Origin of the sequence: Klebsiella sp. GG_Kp173 (assembly GCF_040062415.1) — a bacterium.
GTDB lineage: Bacteria > Pseudomonadota > Gammaproteobacteria > Enterobacterales > Enterobacteriaceae > Klebsiella > Klebsiella quasipneumoniae.
Genome location: NZ_JBEAFZ010000088.1, coordinates 105090 through 123362, shown reverse-complemented (window position 1 = coordinate 123362; position 18273 = coordinate 105090). Strand labels below are relative to the sequence as shown.

The 18273-nt window shown below is 58.1% G+C and carries 15 protein-coding genes; 6 read left to right on the top strand and 9 right to left on the bottom strand.

The genetic code is table 11. The features are described 5' to 3' along the window. Positions 1 to 12: 12 nt before the first annotated feature. From lldD to ABLU50_RS23525, 4 genes are all read right to left on the bottom strand, one after another. Entirely contained in the window at positions 13 to 1197 is a 1185-nt protein-coding gene (gene lldD, locus ABLU50_RS23540) for an FMN-dependent L-lactate dehydrogenase LldD (protein WP_004205042.1), read from the bottom strand. Continuing rightward, the gene (lldR, locus tag ABLU50_RS23535) at positions 1197 to 1970 is read right to left on the bottom strand and encodes a transcriptional regulator LldR (RefSeq protein ID WP_004205041.1); all 774 of its coding nucleotides are present in this window, start codon (positions 1968 to 1970) and stop codon (positions 1197 to 1199) included. Before lldR ends, lldD begins: the two co-directional genes overlap by 1 nt. Continuing rightward, the gene (lldP, locus tag ABLU50_RS23530; RefSeq protein WP_087832332.1) at positions 1967 to 3622 is read right to left on the bottom strand and encodes an L-lactate permease; all 1656 of its coding nucleotides are present in this window, start codon (positions 3620 to 3622) and stop codon (positions 1967 to 1969) included. Before lldP ends, lldR begins: the two co-directional genes overlap by 4 nt. 283 nt (positions 3623 to 3905) lie before the next feature. Further along, positions 3906 to 4268 carry a YibL family ribosome-associated protein gene (locus tag ABLU50_RS23525; RefSeq protein ID WP_002922410.1) on the bottom strand — a complete coding sequence of 121 codons (363 nt, stop codon included), beginning with the start codon at positions 4266 to 4268 and terminating at the stop codon, positions 3906 to 3908. A gap of 272 nt (positions 4269 to 4540) precedes the next feature. On the opposite strand from ABLU50_RS23525, the gene ABLU50_RS23520 reads away from it, so the two are divergent. Then, positions 4541 to 4765 (top strand): hypothetical protein, encoded by a 225-nt coding sequence (locus tag ABLU50_RS23520; protein ID WP_002922402.1) that lies wholly within the window; start codon positions 4541 to 4543, stop codon positions 4763 to 4765. On the opposite strand, the gene mtlR is transcribed toward ABLU50_RS23520, so the two are convergent. The 3 genes from mtlR to mtlA all read right to left on the bottom strand — a co-directional run bounded on the left by mtlR (position 4754) and on the right by mtlA (position 8508). After that, positions 4754 to 5350: a mannitol operon repressor MtlR gene (gene mtlR / locus ABLU50_RS23515; protein ID WP_002922401.1), complete on the bottom strand. Its 597-nt coding sequence runs from the start codon at positions 5348 to 5350 to the stop codon at positions 4754 to 4756. The two genes, ABLU50_RS23520 and mtlR, sit on opposite strands and share 12 nt — an antisense overlap. After that, positions 5350 to 6498 carry a mannitol-1-phosphate 5-dehydrogenase gene (gene mtlD / locus ABLU50_RS23510; RefSeq protein WP_004205038.1) on the bottom strand — a complete coding sequence of 383 codons (1149 nt, stop codon included), beginning with the start codon at positions 6496 to 6498 and terminating at the stop codon, positions 5350 to 5352. The genes mtlR and mtlD overlap by 1 nt, the downstream gene beginning before the upstream one ends. Before the next feature lie 102 nt (positions 6499 to 6600). Beyond that, on the bottom strand, positions 6601 to 8508 hold the full coding sequence (gene mtlA / locus ABLU50_RS23505) for a PTS mannitol transporter subunit IICBA (protein WP_017900038.1): 1908 nt from the start codon (positions 8506 to 8508) through the stop codon (positions 6601 to 6603). 538 nt (positions 8509 to 9046) lie between these two features. On the opposite strand from mtlA, the gene ABLU50_RS23500 reads away from it, so the two are divergent. The 5 genes from ABLU50_RS23500 to selB all read left to right on the top strand — a co-directional run bounded on the left by ABLU50_RS23500 (position 9047) and on the right by selB (position 14588). Then, the gene (locus ABLU50_RS23500; protein ID WP_004205035.1) at positions 9047 to 9415 is read left to right on the top strand and encodes a DUF3302 domain-containing protein; all 369 of its coding nucleotides are present in this window, start codon (positions 9047 to 9049) and stop codon (positions 9413 to 9415) included. A 3-nt stretch (positions 9416 to 9418) separates the two neighbouring features. Continuing rightward, positions 9419 to 10555 carry an HlyD family secretion protein gene (locus ABLU50_RS23495; RefSeq protein ID WP_004205034.1) on the top strand — a complete coding sequence of 379 codons (1137 nt, stop codon included), beginning with the start codon at positions 9419 to 9421 and terminating at the stop codon, positions 10553 to 10555. 92 nt (positions 10556 to 10647) lie between these two features. Further along, positions 10648 to 11256, top strand: a complete 609-nt coding sequence (locus ABLU50_RS23490; RefSeq protein WP_087832333.1) for a glutathione S-transferase — start codon at positions 10648 to 10650, stop codon at positions 11254 to 11256. Between the two features lie 105 nt (positions 11257 to 11361). After that, positions 11362 to 12750 (top strand): L-seryl-tRNA(Sec) selenium transferase, encoded by a 1389-nt coding sequence (gene selA / locus ABLU50_RS23485; RefSeq protein WP_087832334.1) that lies wholly within the window; start codon positions 11362 to 11364, stop codon positions 12748 to 12750. Further along, on the top strand, positions 12747 to 14588 hold the full coding sequence (gene selB / locus ABLU50_RS23480) for a selenocysteine-specific translation elongation factor (protein WP_087832335.1): 1842 nt from the start codon (positions 12747 to 12749) through the stop codon (positions 14586 to 14588). The genes selA and selB overlap by 4 nt, the downstream gene beginning before the upstream one ends. Positions 14589 to 14662: 74 nt before the next feature. Here the strand turns inward: selB and ABLU50_RS23475 are convergent, their stop codons facing one another. Then, the gene (locus ABLU50_RS23475) at positions 14663 to 16612 is read right to left on the bottom strand and encodes a glycoside hydrolase family 127 protein (RefSeq protein ID WP_049115155.1); all 1950 of its coding nucleotides are present in this window, start codon (positions 16610 to 16612) and stop codon (positions 14663 to 14665) included. A 9-nt stretch (positions 16613 to 16621) separates the two neighbouring features. Beyond that, positions 16622 to 18022: an MFS transporter gene (locus ABLU50_RS23470; protein ID WP_087832336.1), complete on the bottom strand. Its 1401-nt coding sequence runs from the start codon at positions 18020 to 18022 to the stop codon at positions 16622 to 16624. Between the last annotated feature and the right edge of the window lie 251 nt (positions 18023 to 18273).

Genomic DNA, 18273 nt, shown 5'->3' with positions numbered 1-18273 from the left:
CAACGGCGCAGCTTATGCCGCGTTATGCTGCTTCAGCGCATCGAAGGTCTGCAGCGCCTCCGCGTTCTGCACCAGCGAATCACGGCTAATGTCCGCGATGGTTTTCGCGCCGGTCAGGGTCATCGCCACCTTCATCTCTTTCTCGATTAGATTCAGCAGATTCGCCACCCCCTGCTTGCCATGGGTCGCCAGGGCGTACAGGTAAGCGCGGCCCAGCAGTACGCTGTCGGCGCCCAGGGCGATCATCCGCACGACGTCGAGACCGTTGCGGATGCCGCTGTCGGCGAGAATGGTAATGTCGCCTTTCACGGCGTCGGCAATTGCCGGCAGGGCGCGAGCGGAGGAGAGCACGCCGTCAAGCTGGCGGCCGCCGTGGTTGGAGACCACAATGCCGTCGGCGCCAAAGCGCACCGCGTCGCGGGCGTCCTCCGGGTCGAGGATCCCTTTGATCACCATCGGACCGTCCCAGAAATCACGGATCCACTCGAGGTCTTTCCATGAAATCGATGGATCGAAGTTATTCGCCAGCCAGCCGATGTAATCCTCCAGGCCGGTCGGCTGGCCGAGATAGGCGGAGATATTCCCCAGATCGTGCGGACGGCCGTTGAGGCCAACGTCCCATGCCCACTGCGGATGGGTGACCGCCTGCCAGTAGCGGCGCAGGGCGGCGTTCGGGCCGCTCATGCCGGAATGGGCGTCGCGGTAGCGGGCGCCGGGGGTCGGCATATCGACGGTAAAGACCAGCGTTGAACAACCCGCCGCCTTAGCGCGCTCCAGCGCATTGCGCATAAAGCCGCGGTCGCGCAGAACGTACAGCTGGAACCACATCGGCCGCTTGATGGTCGGGGCGACCTCTTCAATTGGGCAGACGGAAACGGTGGAGAGGGTAAACGGAATACCTTTGTCATCCGCTGCGCCGGCGGCCTGCACTTCCCCGCGGCGGGCGTACATCCCACACAGCCCCACCGGCGCCAGCGCCGTCGGCATCGCCAGCTTCTCGTTGAAGAGGGTGGTCTCGAGGCTCAGGTCCGACATATTGCGCAGAATACGCTGGCGTAACGCCACGTCGGAGAGATCTTCCACGTTGCGGCGCAGGGTATGTTCGGCGTAAGCCCCGCCGTCGATATAGTGGAACAGGAAAGGCGGCAGGATACGCTGGGCGGCGGCGCGATAGTCGCTGGCGGCGGAAATAATCATCACGAATTCTCCCTGGAATTATCAATAGCATCGCCGGGCAGGCGGGTAATTCGCGCCTGGCGGGCCTGGTCTTCATCAAAACGTTTAATGGTGGCGTGGACAAAGCCTAAGTGGGCCATCATCGCCTGGCGCGCCGCCTCGGCGTCGCCGGCGACAATCGCCTCCATGACGGCCTGGTGCTGTTCGGTCAGGCGGGCAAATACCGGCGGCACCAGATACATACGCTGACGGCTCTGCTTGACGGAGGAGTGCAGCAGGTCGAAAAAGCCGCGCATGGTTTGCAGGAGCACCACGTTATGCGAGGCTTCGGCGATGGCCAGATGGAAGCGGACGTCCGCCTGCGAGGCGATATCCGGGTCTTCACTCTGGGTCGCTTCAAAGCACAGGCGAATTTTTTCTTTATCGGCGTCGGTGGCCCGCATCGCCGCGTGCCACGCGGTGCTGGCTTCGATGGCGTGGCGGGCCTCGAGGATGTCGAAGCTGTAGTCAGGGTCATCGGCTAGTAGCGTCTTCAGCGGCTGGACGATGTTTTGCTCCGACCACGGCTCATGCTGAAAGCGGACGAAAGTGCCACCGCCGCGACGGCTCAGCAGTACCCCTTCATTGACCAGCATCGCCAGCGCTTCGCGCAGGGAATTGCGCGAGACGCCGAGCTGAGCGGCGAGCTGACGCTCGGCGGGCAGTCGCATGCCCGCCTCCAGCTGTTGTTCTTCAATCAGCGCCCGGACGCGACGGGCTACATCGTCGGCCAGGCGTTTAGGCATCACTATCACGGGATCATCCAGGTTAAAACGTAGGCCTGCAGCGTGGTGATCAGGCCCACCATACAGGTGAAGATCAGGCTGTGTTTGACGGTAAAGCGGAACAGATCTGACTCTTTACCCACCAGGCCAACCGCGGCGCAGGCGATGGCGATCGACTGCGGGGAAATCATCTTGCCGGTGACGCCGCCGGTGGTATTGGCCGCGACCAGCAGGATATCGGAGACGCCAATCTGCTGCGCCGCCGTTGCCTGCAGCGCGGCGAACAGGGCGTTAGACGAGGTGTCCGAACCGGTCAGGAATACCCCCAGCCAGCCCAGGAACGGCGAGAAGAAGGTAAACGCGTGGCCGGTATGGGCCAGCGCCAGGGCCAGGGTTGACGACAGCCCGGAGTAGTTGGAGATAAAAGCGAACGCCAGCACCATGCCGATAGAGTAGATCGGCAGCGCCAGGTCCTTCAGCGTCCCGGCGAAGGTGGTCAGCGCGTCTTTCGGCTTCATACGCAGCCAGACGATGGACAGCAGGGCGGCGAACAGAATGGCGGTGCCGGTTGCCGACAGCCAGTCAAACTTATAGATGGCGGCGTAAGGCGTCGCGGCGCTGACCACCGGCGGCATGCGGGCGACCATTTTGTCGAGGAACGGCACCGAAAAATTGATGACGAAGTCATACATCGCGCCGCCCGGTGCGAACAGCGCTTTGAACGGCGGCACGCTCCACAGGGTTACGGTGGCGGTCAGGAACAGGAACGGCGACCAGGCGCGGATCACTTGTCCTGCGGTGTAGCGCGTGCGGGCCAGCGTCATATCCACCTGCGAGGCGCCGATGTCGCCAAAGCGGAAGATGCGCACCGGCTGCCAGCGTTTGAGGAACAGGGTCAGGCAGATCAGGGAGACCAGCGATGAGATGATGTCCGGCAGCTCCGGGCCAAGGAAGTTAGAGCTGAGGTACTGGGCGATAGCGAACGAGCCGCCTGCGACCATCACCGCCGGCCAGGTCTCTTTGATGCCCCGCCAGCCATCCATGATGGCCATGATCCAGAACAGCACGATAATGGTCAGGAACGGCAGCTGGCGGCCCACCATCTGGCCGATGGCGAAGCTGTCGATACCGGTTACCTGGCCGGCCACCAGGATTGGGATGCCCATCGCGCCGAAGGCCACCGGCGCGGTGTTGACGATCAGGCACAGACCAGCCGCATACAGCGGGTTAAACCCGAGTCCGACCAGCAGCGCCGCGGTAATCGCCACCGGCGCGCCAAACCCCGCTGCCCCTTCGAGAAAGGCGCCGAACGAGAATCCGACGATCAGCATCTGCAGGCGTTGGTCAGGCGTAATCGACAGGATCGACGAGCGGATAATGTCGAACTGTCCGGTCTTCACCGAGATTTTATAGACAAAGACCGCGGCGATAATAATCCACGCGATGGGCCACAGTCCGTAGAAGAAGCCATACACTACCGAGGCCAGGGCGCGGTCCACCGGCATTTTATAGAACAGCAATGCGACGGCCAGGGCGATCGCAACGGTCCAGGTAGCGGCGAGATAGCCTTTCAGTTTGAGCTTAATCAGCGCAAAAAAGAAAAACAGAATCGGTAGCGATGCGATAAGACTGGATAACCAGATATTACCGGCGGGATCGTAGTTTTGTTGCCAGAGATTCATGCAGGGTCTCCATCGGGCCGCCAGGACGTGTGGGCTGAGTCTGCGCTCATTGCCGAATCCGTCTTAGGTAAAATTGGCCCGGCCAATTAGGGATAGCAGGGTTGATGACAACGAATGGTTAACCATATGTTACTCTTAGGCAACGGGTTTGTGATGCATTTTGATGGATTTGTGAACTGCTGGGGGGTAGATGAATTTATTGGTTGGACCAATCTGCCGGCAGGGGACGAAAAAGGGTGGCGGTAGGACAGAATAACCCTCTCCGGACGGAGAGGGCTGGGGATTAGAATTCGCTGCGGGCGAAACCGGTCATCTCTTTCAGACCCATTTCCCGGCCCAGGGCGGTCATCGGATGGACGACCACCAGGCCGCGGACGCTTTTCTTCAGCTTGCCCATATCGGCCTGCTCTTTTTTGGTAATCGCGCGACGGAACGGCAGGCTCATCAGCTTTTGCGCCTCTTTGCTCAGCTTCTGGCTCTGGACGGAACGCAGACGTTCAATCTCCGTTTCCAGAGTGGCTTTTTCTTTTTCCAGCTCAGCGTATTTATCGGCGGCTTCCACCAGCGACAGCTCGGCCTGCTGGTGGCGGATGGCGTCGAGACGATCGCTCAGACGTTTGATTTCATTCTTTTCGACTTCTTTCATGGTGATTTGATCTGTTAATAAAGGGGCTTCATTCGCCTATAGTATGTGCCGTGACCGCTATTGTTGATAGCTATTTATCAAAAATTCGCCGTTAATCGCCGTCAGAATACGATACCTGAACCTGCTAATAATTTGAATTTTATTAATATTCTTTCTGATACCCGCTCTAATTTCATTTCTGTGAAGCCGGTCGGCAGATAAGCACGTTTTCCTTAACCCACGCCGGTGAATTGGCTAATGCTTAATCAGATTATTCCCAAAAGGAGGACGTGATGGCAAAGATCGGCGACGGCGTACCACGTTTAATCGACAAAGCGGTTGATTTTATGGCTTCCAGTCAGGCGTTTATGGAGTATTTGAAAAAGTCTCCGCGGCTGCAGCATGTACCGCGAGATATCCCTCAGGATAAGGAAGCGTTGTTTCTGCAGCGTCTGGAATATTATCGTCAGCTTTACCGGCCGACCTGCGACCAGACGGAGCCGGAATCAGAGCGTTGATTTCTGGAAGGCTTTTTTTAAGCTGATTCGTGAAATCAGCTCAGTCAGGGACAACACCATCGTTGAACGCACCATCTGCTGGTAACGCAGTTTCTGCATTGCCAGCAGTTCGGCGTCGCTGTCATCAAACTGCGGCGTTGGCGGCAGGGCGGCGACGCAGTGCAGTTCGCCGAACGGACCGATAATTTCGTCGTCGGTAAAGCTGTACTCATTGCCGTCGTGATTAAGCTCCTCGCGCAGGGCCATCAGCAGCTCGGCGTCTTCATATTCGGCACGACTTATCACCCCAAGGCCATAAATCAGCTTCAGGCGTACAGAGAGATCGCCGAGCGGCCCGCTGCCCTCCAGCAAGGGCTCAACGGCGTATTTCACCGCGTAGTCGTCTTTACGGAACACCTGAAGCACCAGAATATTGACCGCTTCCGTTAACAGCTCGACGGTGGCGATCAGGAAGCTTCGTACGGTTTTGCCAGCATTCAGACGCTCAAGCACACGGTTTTCAAATGCTTGTGTTTCTTCCATCATTGCCTGCATATCTGACAGGAGTCGTAATGGGCGCGACGTCGGTCGCGCCAGGTTGTGCATCATTTTACCGCGTTGTAGTCGTTAACGGCCTCCGCGACGACATCGCTTGCCGCGTCAAGGCCGGAAATCTGGGCCAGCGCGGCCTGCGGCCCCTTGTCGGCGATCAGCGCCGCCAGCTCCTGAGCCTGCGGATCGTCTTCGCTACGGAAATGCATCGCCGCCGCGATCCCTTTCACCAGGTTGCGGTGCGGCAGGCCGTATTCCAGTGTACCCAGCAGCGGCTTAATTAAACGGTCGCCGGCGCTCAGTTTGCGCAGCGGCTGACGGCCAACGCGTTCAACATCGTCTTTCAGGTACGGGTTCTCGAAACGGCCAAGAATTTTCTGGATATAAGCCGCGTGCTTCTGCGGGTCAAAGGCGTAGCGTTTGATCAGCACCGCGCCGCTCTCCTCCATCGCGCCCTGCACGACGGCCCGAATTTTCTCGTCGAGGATCGCATCGCGAATCGTCTGGTGGCCCGCCAGTTTTCCGAGGTAGGCGGTTATAGCATGCCCGGTGTTCAAGGTGAAGAGCTTGCGCTCGACAAATGCCATCAGGTTATCAGTTAATTCCATTCCCGGGATGGTCGGCAGTTCGCCCTTGAACTGGGTTTTATCGACGATCCATTCGCTGAAGGTTTCCACGGTGACTTCCAGCGGGTCATGGGTAGCGGACGCCGATGGCGGCACGATACGGTCAACGGCGGAGTCGACGAAGCCGATATGGGTTTCCACCCAGGCCTTATCTTCCTCCGCCAGGGCGTTAAATACGTGGCCTTTTAACTGCGTGGTGCCGCGCACCATATTTTCGCAGGCGATAATGTTCAGCGGGCGTTCGGTGCCCTGCGCTTTGCGCTTCGCCAACCCTTTGGCGATGGCCGGGGCGATGCGCTCAAGGACCACGGGACCGACGGCGGTGGTCACCAGGTCGACGCTGGCGATCAGATCCACGACCTCGTCGCCAATGCTGCTGACGGCATTTACGCCGGAGACGGTATCCACCTGCTCATTTTCGCCAACGACGTGAACCTGGTAGCTATGACGGGCATTCAGGGCATCAAGTACGGTCTGATTAACATCGGCAAACGTCAGTTCGATGCCCGCGTCGGCCAGCAGTTTACCGATAAAGCCACGTCCGATATTACCTGCGCCAAAATGTAATGCTTTCATAGTATTAACCTTCAATTAATGTTTTTACCTGAGAGGGCTGGGGTGAGGCTTTTCCCCTCACCCAAACCCTCTCCAAAAAGGAGAGGGAATGGACCGGTCTGTTTATTTATTCAGCAGCGCCAGTACGTCGTCGACGCTGGTGGTGTTCGCCAGTCGCTCAATCACCGTTTCGTCATCCAGCGCGTTGGTCAGGCTGGTAATCACCTGAATGTGCTCGTTGTTGCGGGCGGCGATGCCGATCACCAGGCGGGCAACATCGTCTTCATCTTCCCCAAAGCGCACCCCTTCCGGGTACTGGCAGAAGACGACGCCAGTTTTCAGCACGCGGTCTTTCGCTTCGATGGTGCCGTGCGGCACCGCGATGGACTCGCCAAGATAGGTCGAGGTCAGTTTTTCGCGGTCCAGCATCGCCTGCACATATTCCGGCTCAACGTAGCCGCCTTTCACCAGTTGCTCGCCGGCGAAGCGGATGGCTTCTTCTTTTGTGGCCGCTTTGCGACCGAGGAAGATGTTATCCGCACCCAGCTTGAACAGGTTTTTGTCAGTATCATCAAAGCTGTCTTTCAGGCTATCAGTGACTTTGACTTCGTTGTCGATGTGGCGCTGGGCCGCCACCAGACGCTCGGTCAGGCTGGTGTAGAGACCGCTGTCGAGGAAGTTGGTCAGCGAAATATGCTGCGCCTGCGGTACCTGGCGCATGGCGCGCTCGGTCAGGTCGCGGTGGGTGATCACCAGGTCAACATCCGGCGGCAGATTATTGATCGCGCTGTTGGTGACCGAGATGTTGCTCAGGCCGGCATCCTGCACTTTCTTGCGTAGTACCCCGGCGCCCATGGCGCTGGAACCCATCCCGGCGTCGCAAGCGACGATGATTTTCCGCACATGGCTCAGGTCGTTGGTGACATTGCCTGCCGCCAGCGGGTTGGCGCCTTTTGATTGCGCCTTCATATCATGCATACGACGGGTTGCCGCTTCGATATCGTCTTCTTCTTTGACTTTGCTGGTCTTCAGCAGAACCGCAGAGACCACGAAGGAGACCGCCATCGCGGCGATAATGGCTGCGATGTTCGCGAAGTAGGCTCCTTTCGGCGTCATCGCCAGCACCGCCAGGATAGAGCCCGGGGAAGCCGGAGAGACCAGACCGCCGTTGAGGATGGTCAGGGTGAAGACACCGGTCATCCCGCCGAGGATAACGGCCAGGATCAGACGCGGGTTCATCAGCACGTACGGGAAGTAGATTTCATGGATACCACCCAGGAAGTGGATGATAGCCGCCCCGCCTGCAGACTGTTTAGCGCTGCCGCGGCCAAAGAACATGTACGCCAGCAGAACGCCCATCCCCGGACCCGGGTTCGCTTCAATCAGGAAGAAGATGGATTTACCCAGCTCGTGGGACTGCTGAATACCCAGCGGCGAGAAGATACCGTGGTTGATGGCGTTGTTAAGGAACAGGATTTTCGCCGGTTCCACGAAGATAGACGCCAGCGGCAGCATGTCGTGCGCCACCATGAAGTTAACGCCAGCCGCCAGAATTTTCGACAGAACTTCTACCGCCGGGCCGATGCCGAGGAAGGCAAGAATAGCGAGGATCATCCCGATGATGCCGGCGGAGAAGTTATTCACCAGCATTTCAAAACCGGATTTGATCTTACCGTCGACCCAGTTATCGAACTTCTTGATGCAGTAGCCGCCCAGCGGGCCGGCAATCATGGAGCCGAGGAACATCGGCATATCCGCGCCGACGATAACGCCCATGGTGGTGATCGCCCCGACCACGCCGCCACGTTCGCCGCCGACTAATTTACCGCCGGTGTAACCGATCAGCAGCGGCAGCAGGTAGGTGATCATCGGACCGACCAGCTTCGCCAGCGTTTCGTTTGGCAACCACCCTGTCGGAATGAAAAGCGCGGTGATGATACCCCACGCGATAAACGCGCCGATATTCGGCATCACCATATTGCTGAGAAAACGACCAAAGCTTTGCACTTTGATCTTGATATCGGATGACATAAAACACCCCTTCTTCTGTTTTGCGTATCGCGCAGGCTAAAAGCCCGAGGTTTGTTGTTAATGTGGCGGCAGAGGTAGCCGGGCCCTGATTGATAGTGCGAAATCTGGCACTGAATCGTTTAGCTGTCCAGCCAACGTCTTTTTATGTGATATAGATCACATGAATATAGGGGGCGCGGTGGGTTTTGTAGTGATTGCGATCACATAATTGCTGTGTAAAAAAACAACAGACCGTCGTTTTTGCCGCTAATCTGCGATTTTGTGTGATATTTGTCACAATTTTGTTTCGTGTTTTTGTTGTTTGTTTGTGATTTTGATCACAAAGAATTTCACGGTGGATTTTCGCCGCTGTGATCTCGGCCCGGTTTTGCGGCCAGGGCGAGGTGGCTGTGTAACTAAGCAACCATGTTGGTTAAATAACTTTTTTCCACCGGATGGCAAAAATGAAAGGGGTGAATTATGCTCAAATCAGCGGCCCGGATGTCAGTGGGTCGTGAATAAAATTTATATAAATTATTAGCGTAAAGCCGAGGGAATTATGTTTCTCAATTATTTTGCGCTGGGTGTTCTGATCTTCGTTTTTCTGGTCATTTTTTATGGGATTATCGTTATTCACGATATTCCTTATTTGATTGCCAAAAAACGCAACCACCCCCATTCCGATGCTATTCATGTCGCCGGATGGGTCAGTCTTTTTACTCTCCACGTCATCTGGCCGTTTTTATGGATATGGGCCACGCTGTACCAACCTGAGCGCGGCTGGGGCATGCAGCATAAGGCGAATACGGACCCCGACGAACCTGAAAAAGAAAGCGATATACAACAGCTTCGCCAACGACTGAGCGACCTTGAACATCAGGTGGCGGCCATCCAGCGGCCACAGTCCACCTCTGCGGCGGAGAAATAAACTATGGATCTGTTGATAATTTTGACCTACGTGGCTATCGCCTGGTCGATATTTAAAATTTTCAAAATACCGGTAAATAAATGGACAGTTCCCACCGCGGCGCTGGGGGGCGTATTTATTGTTAGCGCGCTTATTTTATTAATGAATTATAACCACCCTTACACCTTTCTGGCGCAAAAGGCGGTGATATCTATTCCTATCACGCCGCAGGTTACCGGAGTAGTTGACAGCGTCACCGACAAAGCGAATCAGCGCGTCAAAAAGGGCGAGGTGCTTTTTACTATTGACCCGGCGCGCTATCAGGCGCGGGTCGACCGTCTGCAGGCCGACCTGGTGACAGCGCTGCACAGTATTAACACCCTCAAGGCGCAGCTCTCTGAAGCCCAGGCCAACACCACCCGCGTATCGGCGGAACGCGATCGCTTATATAAAGACTATCAACGTTACCTGAAAGGGAGCCAGGCCCGGGTGAATCCGTTCTCAGAAAGCGACATCGATAACGCCCGGCAGAATTACCTTGCTCAGGACGCGCTGGTCAAGGCGTCGGTAGCGGAACAGGCGCAGATCCAGAGCCAGCTGGACAGCATGATCAACGGCGAGCAGTCGCAGGTGGTTAGCCTGCGCGCCCAGCTGGCGGAGGCGAAGTACAATCTCGACCAGACTACCGTGCGGGCGCCCAGCGATGGGTATATCACTCAAGTGTTGATCCGTCCGGGGACCTACGCTGCCTCGCTGCCGCTGCGGCCGGTGATGGTGTTTATCCCTGAGCAAAAAAGGCTGATCGTCGCCCAGTTCAGGCAAAATTCGCTGTTAAGGCTGGAGAAGGGCGACGACGCGGAAGCGGTGTTTAATGCCCTGCCCGGACAGGTATTCCACGGCAAACTGGTGAGCATTTTACCGGTGGTACCGGGGGGAACCTATCAGGCGCAGGGGGCGTTGCAGTCGCTGACCGTGACGCCGGGCAGCGATGGCGTGCTGGCGACCATTGAGCTCGATCCGAATGCCGAAATCGATGCCCTACCCGATGGCATCTATGCGCAGGTGGCGGTCTACTCCGACCATTTCGCCCACGTTTCGGTGATGCGTAAAGTGCTGCTGCGCATGACCAGCTGGATGCACTACCTCTATCTCGACCATTAATGCGATCGGCGGCAGGTTGAGCGGGATGCTCACCTGCCTTTTACCTCGCCCTGAGCCATACTCATATCTTTGTTGGCGATAAGGAGCAGGCTATGAAACTGATCGGCAGCTACACCAGTCCCTTTGTGCGCAAAATATCGGTGATCCTGCTGGAAAAGCGCATCCCTTTTGAATTTGTCAACGAATCCCCCTACAGCGAAAGCAACGGCGTGTCGCGCTATAACCCGCTAGGCAAAGTGCCGGCGCTGGTAACGGATGACGGCGAATGCTGGTTTGACTCTCCGGTTATCGCGCAGTATCTCGAGCTGCTGGGCGTGGCGCCGCAGATGATCCCCGCCGATCCCAGAGCCGCTCTCAGGATGCGCCAGCTTGAAGCGCTGGCAGATGGGGTGATGGAGGCCGCCCAGGCGCTGGTGCGCGAAAAAGCTCGCCCTGCGGCCCAACAGTCAGAGCAAGAGCTGCTCCGCCAGCGGGAGAAAGTGGCGCGCGGCCTCGACAGGCTGGAAGCCTGCGCGGCGGACGGAACGCTACGCGGCGACGAGGTCAATCTGGCGACCATCTCTACGGCCTGCGCCATTGCCTACCTGAACTTTCGCCGGGTGGCGCCGGGCTGGTGCGCCACCCGGCCGCAGTTGGTGAAGTTGGTGGATGCGCTGTTCCAGCGCGCCAGCTTTGCGCGCACCGAACCGCCGCGGACTTGACCCAGGCAGGTAACAGTTTGCGCAAGGAGGCGTTACAATCGCCGCTGATTGTTGACTCCCTCTCCCGTCGGGAGGGGGGAAAATAACTTACCGCCAGGCCCATTCATGACTACCGAAATTCGTGCGCTTTATACCCGGCTTCCGGCCATTGACCGCTTACTCCGCGACCCCGCTTTTTCCTCCCTGCTGGCGCAGCACGGCCATTCGCAGGTGGTGACGCAGCTGCGCCAGATGCTGGACGAGGCGCGGGAACAGATCCGCCAGTGTCAGACACTGCCTGACTGGAGCCATGACTGGCTGAGTGCCTGCGCGCAGCGGCTGACCGCCAGCCGGCAGAGCGCCTTGCGTCCGGTGTTTAATCTCACCGGTACGGTGCTGCACACCAATCTCGGGCGCGCCATCCAGGCTGAGGCGGCGGTGGAGGCGGTCGTCAGCGCGATGCGCGCGCCGGTGACGCTCGAATATGATCTCGACGACGCCGGGCGCGGCCATCGCGATCGCGCTATTGCCGATCTGCTGTGCCAGATCACCGGCGCGGAAGATGCCTGTATCGTGAACAACAACGCGGCGGCCGTGCTGCTGATGCTGGCGGCCACCGCCAGCGGCAGGGAGGTGGTGGTCTCCCGCGGCGAGCTGGTGGAGATCGGCGGGGCGTTCCGCATTCCCGACGTGATGCGTCAGGCAGGTTGTCAGCTGCACGAAGTGGGCACCACCAACCGCACCCACGCCAAAGACTATCGCCAGGCGGTGAATGACAATACCGCCCTGCTGATGAAGGTCCACACCAGCAACTACAGCATTGAAGGCTTTACCAAAGCCGTCGACGAAGCGGAGCTGGCGGTCATCGGCCGCGAGCTGGACGTCCCGGTAGTGGCCGACCTGGGCAGCGGGTCGCTGGTGGATCTCAGTCAGTATGGCCTGCCGAAAGAGCCGATGCCGCAAGAGATGATCGCTGCCGGGGTGAGCCTGGTCAGTTTCTCTGGCGACAAGCTGCTCGGCGGCCCGCAGGCCGGAATTATCGTTGGCAAACGCGCGCTGATTGCCCGCCTGCAGAGCCATCCGCTGAAGCGGGCCCTGCGCGCGGATAAAATGACTCTCGCGGCGCTGGAAGCCACGCTGCGCCTCTATCAGCATCCGGAAGCGCTGCGGGAAACCTTACCGACGCTGCGCCTGCTCACCCGCCCGGCGGACGAGATCCGCCGGCAGGCTGAACGCCTGCAGCCTGCCCTGGCGGCACACTATGCTGATTTTGCCGTCAACGTGGCAGCCTGCCAGTCGCAGATTGGCAGCGGCTCGTTACCCGTCGACCGTCTGCCTGGCGCGGCGTTGACCTTTACCCCCCATGACGGCCGCGGCAGCCGGCTGGAGGCTTTGGCGGCCCACTGGCGCAGGCTGCCATGCCCGGTGATTGGCCGCATTTATGACGGCCGGCTCTGGCTGGATCTGCGCTGTCTGGAAGATGAAACCCGGTTTATGGAGATATTGTTACGATGATTATTGCCACCGCTGGACATGTTGACCACGGCAAAACGACGCTGCTGCAGGCGATAACCGGCGTGAATGCCGATCGTCTGCCGGAAGAGAAAGCGCGGGGAATGACGATCGATCTCGGCTATGCCTACTGGCCGCAGCCGGACGGGCGGGTGCTGGGGTTTATTGACGTGCCCGGGCACGAAAAGTTTTTGTCCAACATGCTGGCGGGGGTGGGTGGGATCGACCATGCGCTGCTGGTGGTGGCCTGCGATGACGGGGTGATGGCGCAAACCCGCGAACACCTGGCGATCCTGCAGCTGACCGGAAAGCCGACGCTGACCGTGGCGCTCACCAAGACGGACCGCGTGACGGCCGCCCGGGTGGCGGAGGTTCAGGCGGAGGTCGAGCAGGCCCTGCGCGAACTGGGCTTTGACGCCGCCGCTTTCTTCCCCACCGTGGCGGTGGAAAACCTCGGTATTGCCGAACTGCGCAGCCATCTGCTGCAGCTTGCGGAGCGCCCCCATCCGCAGCAGCGGCGTTTTCGCCTGGCGCTGGATCGCGCTTTCACCGTCAAAGGGGCGGGGCTGGTGGTCACCGGGACGGCGCTCTCCGGCGAAGTACGGGTCGGGGATACCCTGTGGCTCACCGGCGTCAACACGCCGATGCGCGTCCGCGGTCTGCATGCCCAGAATCAAGCGGTTGAGCAGGCGCACGCCGGGCAGCGCATTGCGCTGAATATTGTCGGCGATGCGCAGAAAGAGGCATTGCACCGCGGCGACTGGCTGCTCTCTTCCCCGCCGCCGGAGCCTGCAGAGCGGGTGATTGTCGAACTGCAGTGCCATACGCCGCTCAGCCAGTGGCAGCCGCTACATATTCACCACGCTGCCAGCCACATCACCGGCCGGGTGTCGCTCCTTGAGGGCGACCTGGCGGAGCTGGTGCTGGATACCCCGCTGTGGCTGGCGGATAACGACCGGCTGGTACTACGCGATATCTCTGCTCGCTTGACGTTGGCCGGCGCACGAGTGGTGACGCTGGATCCCCCGCGCCGCGGCAAGCGTAAACCGGAGTATTTGCAGTGGTTGCACGCCCTGGCGGCGGTTGGCGCTGACGATGCGCAGGCCCTGGAGCTGCATCTGCAGCGGGACGCCGTCCGGCTTGAGCGCTTCGCCTGGGCTCGGCAGCTGAGTGAAACCGGAATGGCGGCCTTGATCCAGCGGCCTGACTATCTGCAGGCCGGACAGCGCTTGCTTAGCGCGCCGCTTGCCGCCCGCTGGCAGCGAAAATTGTTGGATGCCCTGGCGCGCTACCATGAACAGCATCGCGACGAGCCGGGCCCTGGCCGGGAGCGCCTGCGCCGCATCGCGCTGCCGATGGAAGATGAAGCGCTGGTGCTGCTGCTGATTGAGCAGATGCGCGAGAGCGGCTTAGTCCGCAGCCATCACGGCTGGCTGCATCTGCCCGAGCATAAAGCCGGGTTTACCGACGAGCAGCAGGCGGTCTGGCAGAAGGTGGAGACCCTGTTCGGCGATGATCCCTGGTGGGTGCGCGATCTCGCGCGCGAAGTCCATGTTGAAGAGTCCCTGATGCGCGCGGTGCTGCGCCAGGCGGCGCAGCAGGGGATAATTACCGCGATCGTCAAGGATCGTTACTACCGCAACGATCGCATTGTGCAGTTCGCCCAGCGGGTGCGCGAGCTGGATCATCTGCGCGGGTCAACCTGCGCGGCGGATTTTCGCGATACCTTAAACGTAGGGCGGAAGCTGGCGATCCAGATCCTGGAGTATTTCGATCGGATTGGCTTCACCCGCCGTCGCGGCAACGATCATATCCTGCGCGATAAGGCGTTGTTTCTGTAATCATTAACGCCTGCTCCCCGGCGGACAGTGAACGCTGTGTTGCCGGGGAAGAGGAGGTCGCGCTGTGCCGGGCCTTATTCGGCTTCCCGTACCCAGATACGCATTTCGCCTTCTCCGCGGTTTGCCCAGCTAAACCAGGGAATAAAGGTCAGCGTCTGTGAATGGGGGGTGGCCAGCGGGTGATCGTAGCTCCAGAGATTCTGCGCGTCGGCGTTTTCTGCATGTTTTCTGTAGCCCGGAGCCTGAATCAACATGTTGCGAGCAAACAGCCCCTTTCCTTCAAACACCGTGAACCTGGCATCGCGTGGCAGCAGCAGGTTATGCAGCGCTTCGCCGTTATCAGCTTGTTCGAGACAATAGACCAGTGGACCGCGCTGCAGCGCGACCTGGCCTGCCTGGTGACGAACAAGCGGATTGCCATATACCCGGCGAACCGGCATCGGCAAGGTAAGCATCAGGGTGTCACCTTCCTGCCAGAGGTGATGGATATGCAGATAGCCCTGGCGAATATCCTGCGTGACCGGCGCGCCGTTCAGGGTGATGTGCGGACCCTCGCACCAGTCAGGTAGACGCAGCGCCAGCGTATGGTTCACTGTTGACGGTGATTCGATGACAATTTTGACCTGTTCCCGCCAGGGATAGTCACCGCTGATACGCAGGCGTAACGTCTTTTCCCCAACCGGGATCTCGACCTGATTGCCGACATAGAGATTGATATACAACGCCTCCTCGCGTGGCGTGTAGATATAATGCCCCAGTGAGGTCAGAAGACGAGCGATATTCGGTGGGCAGCAGGCACAGCCGAACCAACGCTGACGAACAGGCTTAACATGGTCATAAATATGATTGAATTTTAAAGACTTAGGCTGCACTTCCAAGGGGTTGACGTAAAAGAAATGTTTACCGTCCAGCGCCATACCGCCCAGAACGGTATTGTACAGCGCGCGCTCCATTACATCAGCATATTGGCTGTCGGCTTCCAGTTCCAGCATGCGGCGCGCGAACATCATCAGCCCGATAGAGGCGCAGCTTTCCGCATAAACGGTATCATTCGGCAGGTCGTAATCGCTGCTGAAGGCTTCCCCGCTGCTCTGTGAGCCAATGCCGCCCGTAATATACAGCTGACGCTGGACCATGTTTTTCCATAACCGCAGGCAATCCTGGCGTTTGCCTTCGTTCTTGCTCAGGCGCGCAAGGTGCGCTACGCCGGCCATTAAATAAACAAAGCGAACCGCGTGACCCACAGCGGTGGTCTGTTCGGCAAGCGGCAAATGCGCCTGGCTGTAGGGTTTATCCATCACCATCCACGCCGGCCCATAGGTATTCCAGAAGGAAGTTTTGCCGCGTTTTTCATACTCGATGTCATAGAAATGCGGCTGTGTCCCACGCTGTTCAACGAAGTAATTAGCCAGCGCCATATAGCGTGGTTCCTGAGTCACATCGTACAAACGCATTAACGCCAGCTCTATTTCAGGGTGTCCCGGGTAGCCGTGCAGTTGATTGTCGTCGGGACCAAACACGCTGTCGATATGATCGGCGAGGCGACATGCCACCTCCAGCAGGCGGCGTTTACTGGTCGCCTGGAAGAATGCCACCCCAGCCTCAATCAGGTGACCGGCACAGTACAATTCATGGCATTCGGCGAGATTGGTCCAGCGTTCCCCGGGCGCTTTCACCGTAAAATAGGTGTTCAGATAACCATCTTCACATTGCGCGGCGGCAATCAGCTCAATCACCTCGTCGGCGGTTTTTTCCAGTTCCGCATCTGGCTTCTGGCACAATGACCAGGCGACGGCCTCCAGCCATTTCGCCACATCGCTATCCTGGAACACCATTCCGTAGAATTCTCCTGCCTGCTGACCTGCGGCGATACGGAAGTTTTCTATCGCATGGCTGGGCTCAGCCTCGGCGATCCGGTCATTGAGGGCCTCCCACTGGTAGGGAATGACGACATCACGCACCAGTTGCTGATACTGACCCAGAAACGGATCGTTAACTTTCAGTTTATGCAGATCGACTTCCATGATTTCTCCTTAAGACTGAACGTGACGTGCGCGCAGATCGGCTGCAATACGCGACATCATGGGATTGTTGAGCTTGCAGGCGCGGATAGCGAAGGCCAGCAACAGATGGAACAGCGCGGGCAGCAGGGTTTCCATCGCCGTGATCCCCGATAGTGAGGATGGAGTCTGGTTGCTGGCGCCGGGTTGATAAGCGACGTAGATAAATACCAGGCTGATAATGCCCGCACTGGAGGCCCATGCCAGCTTGATAAAAAACAGGTTGAAAGCAAAGTTCATCCCCGACGAACGGACACCCGTCTTCCATTCGCCATAATCATCAGAGAAAGCCATCAACGAAAAATGCAGCGGTAGGGTAAAGCCCAGGATGATGCCATTGCCGAGAATGACCGCCAGCCACAGCGTTTGCCAGGACGGACCGGTGGGCAGGAACCACATTCCGACCGCCAGTAAGGCCAGTACCACATTGGTGTAGTAATAGAGCTTGACGGTATCAACGTGGCGCGACAGCCAATTGACGATCGCGGCGCCCAGAATCGAGGAAAAGGTGACCATGGTGAAAAACAGCGATGTATAGCCAGTAGAGCCGCCGAGTACATAGGTAATGAAGTACATGTAGCCGCCACCGCGAATGTTAAACACGTTGATCAACAGGAATGACATCGCCAGCATGAGTAACAGCTGATCGTTTTTACGCAGACCGGCGATATGTTCGCGCAGGGTGAATTTGCCGAGCATCTCCAGGGAAACACGCTCACGTACCCAGAAAAAGCAGCACAGAAACATCACCGCCGCGATGGCGCACAGTACGCCGACACCATACTGATAACCCTGAGCGGTATTCCCCTGCCCGAACGCTTTTACCAACCACGGCAGGCCCACGGAGACCAGGAATCCCGCCACGCCGCATAGTACAAAGCGCCATGCCTGGCAGGAGATCACCTCGCTATGGCGAGTGGTCATCGTATTAATGAGCGCGCAGTAAGGGACGTTAATCGCGGTATAGCTGACTGAAAGCAGCAGGTAAGTGCCGAAGGCCCAGGCGATTTTTACCCCCATGCCGGCATCCGGCACGGTAAAGGTCAGCACGCCGATCGCTGCAATAGGAACCGCAATCCATAGCTGCCAGGGGCGAAAACGTCCCCATCGGCTTTGGGTCCGATCGGCGAGGACGCCCATGATCGGATCGGAAATAGCATCAAATACGCGCAGCGCAAGGAACAGAGTACCGACCAGCGCCGGGGTGAGCCCAAAGACGTCAGTATAGAAAAAAGTGAGAAAGTTCATGATCAGGCAGGTGATGACCGTTCCACCGGCGTCGCCCAGACCATAGCCTATTTTTTCACGGAGAGATAATTTGTCGTCCTGCACGTGCTTCGTGAGGTCGCTTGTCGTAATCGGAGCCGTAGTCATAAATAACTCCCGAAGAGAATGTTCAGAATTATTCCGCTGTCTGGCCGGCGGACATTTTTTGTCTTTTGCAAATACATTAATTATTTTGCACCGAATAAACGAGGCAACAAGGGAAGGGAAAAGTATAAAAAGAGAACGATTCCGACTTTGTCATAAAAATGTGATTCCGATCCGGAAAGGCGTTAATTTATGATTAATAATCAGTTGGAAAGAGATGTTTTATCGTTTCGTTAGCGGAAAATTAAATATAT

Excerpts from the sequence above, each read along its gene's own strand:
- mtlA (WP_017900038.1), bottom strand. The coding sequence starts at position 8,508 with ATGTCATCCGATATCAAGATCAAAGTGCAAAGCTTTGGTCGTTTTCTC.
- ABLU50_RS23490 (WP_087832333.1), top strand. The coding sequence starts at position 10,648 with ATGAAACTGATCGGCAGCTACACCAGTCCCTTTGTGCGCAAAATATCG.
- ABLU50_RS23470 (WP_087832336.1), bottom strand. The coding sequence starts at position 18,022 with ATGACTACGGCTCCGATTACGACAAGCGACCTCACGAAGCACGTGCAG.
- ABLU50_RS23520 (WP_002922402.1), top strand. The coding sequence starts at position 4,541 with ATGGCAAAGATCGGCGACGGCGTACCACGTTTAATCGACAAAGCGGTT.
- lldP (WP_087832332.1), bottom strand. The coding sequence starts at position 3,622 with ATGAATCTCTGGCAACAAAACTACGATCCCGCCGGTAATATCTGGTTA.
- lldD (WP_004205042.1), bottom strand. The coding sequence starts at position 1,197 with ATGATTATTTCCGCCGCCAGCGACTATCGCGCCGCCGCCCAGCGTATC.
- ABLU50_RS23475 (WP_049115155.1), bottom strand. The coding sequence starts at position 16,612 with ATGGAAGTCGATCTGCATAAACTGAAAGTTAACGATCCGTTTCTGGGT.
- ABLU50_RS23500 (WP_004205035.1), top strand. The coding sequence starts at position 9,047 with ATGTTTCTCAATTATTTTGCGCTGGGTGTTCTGATCTTCGTTTTTCTG.
- mtlD (WP_004205038.1), bottom strand. The coding sequence starts at position 6,498 with ATGAAAGCATTACATTTTGGCGCAGGTAATATCGGACGTGGCTTTATC.
- selB (WP_087832335.1), top strand. The coding sequence starts at position 12,747 with ATGATTATTGCCACCGCTGGACATGTTGACCACGGCAAAACGACGCTG.
- mtlR (WP_002922401.1), bottom strand. The coding sequence starts at position 5,350 with ATGCACAACCTGGCGCGACCGACGTCGCGCCCATTACGACTCCTGTCA.
- ABLU50_RS23495 (WP_004205034.1), top strand. The coding sequence starts at position 9,419 with ATGGATCTGTTGATAATTTTGACCTACGTGGCTATCGCCTGGTCGATA.
- selA (WP_087832334.1), top strand. The coding sequence starts at position 11,362 with ATGACTACCGAAATTCGTGCGCTTTATACCCGGCTTCCGGCCATTGAC.
- ABLU50_RS23525 (WP_002922410.1), bottom strand. The coding sequence starts at position 4,268 with ATGAAAGAAGTCGAAAAGAATGAAATCAAACGTCTGAGCGATCGTCTC.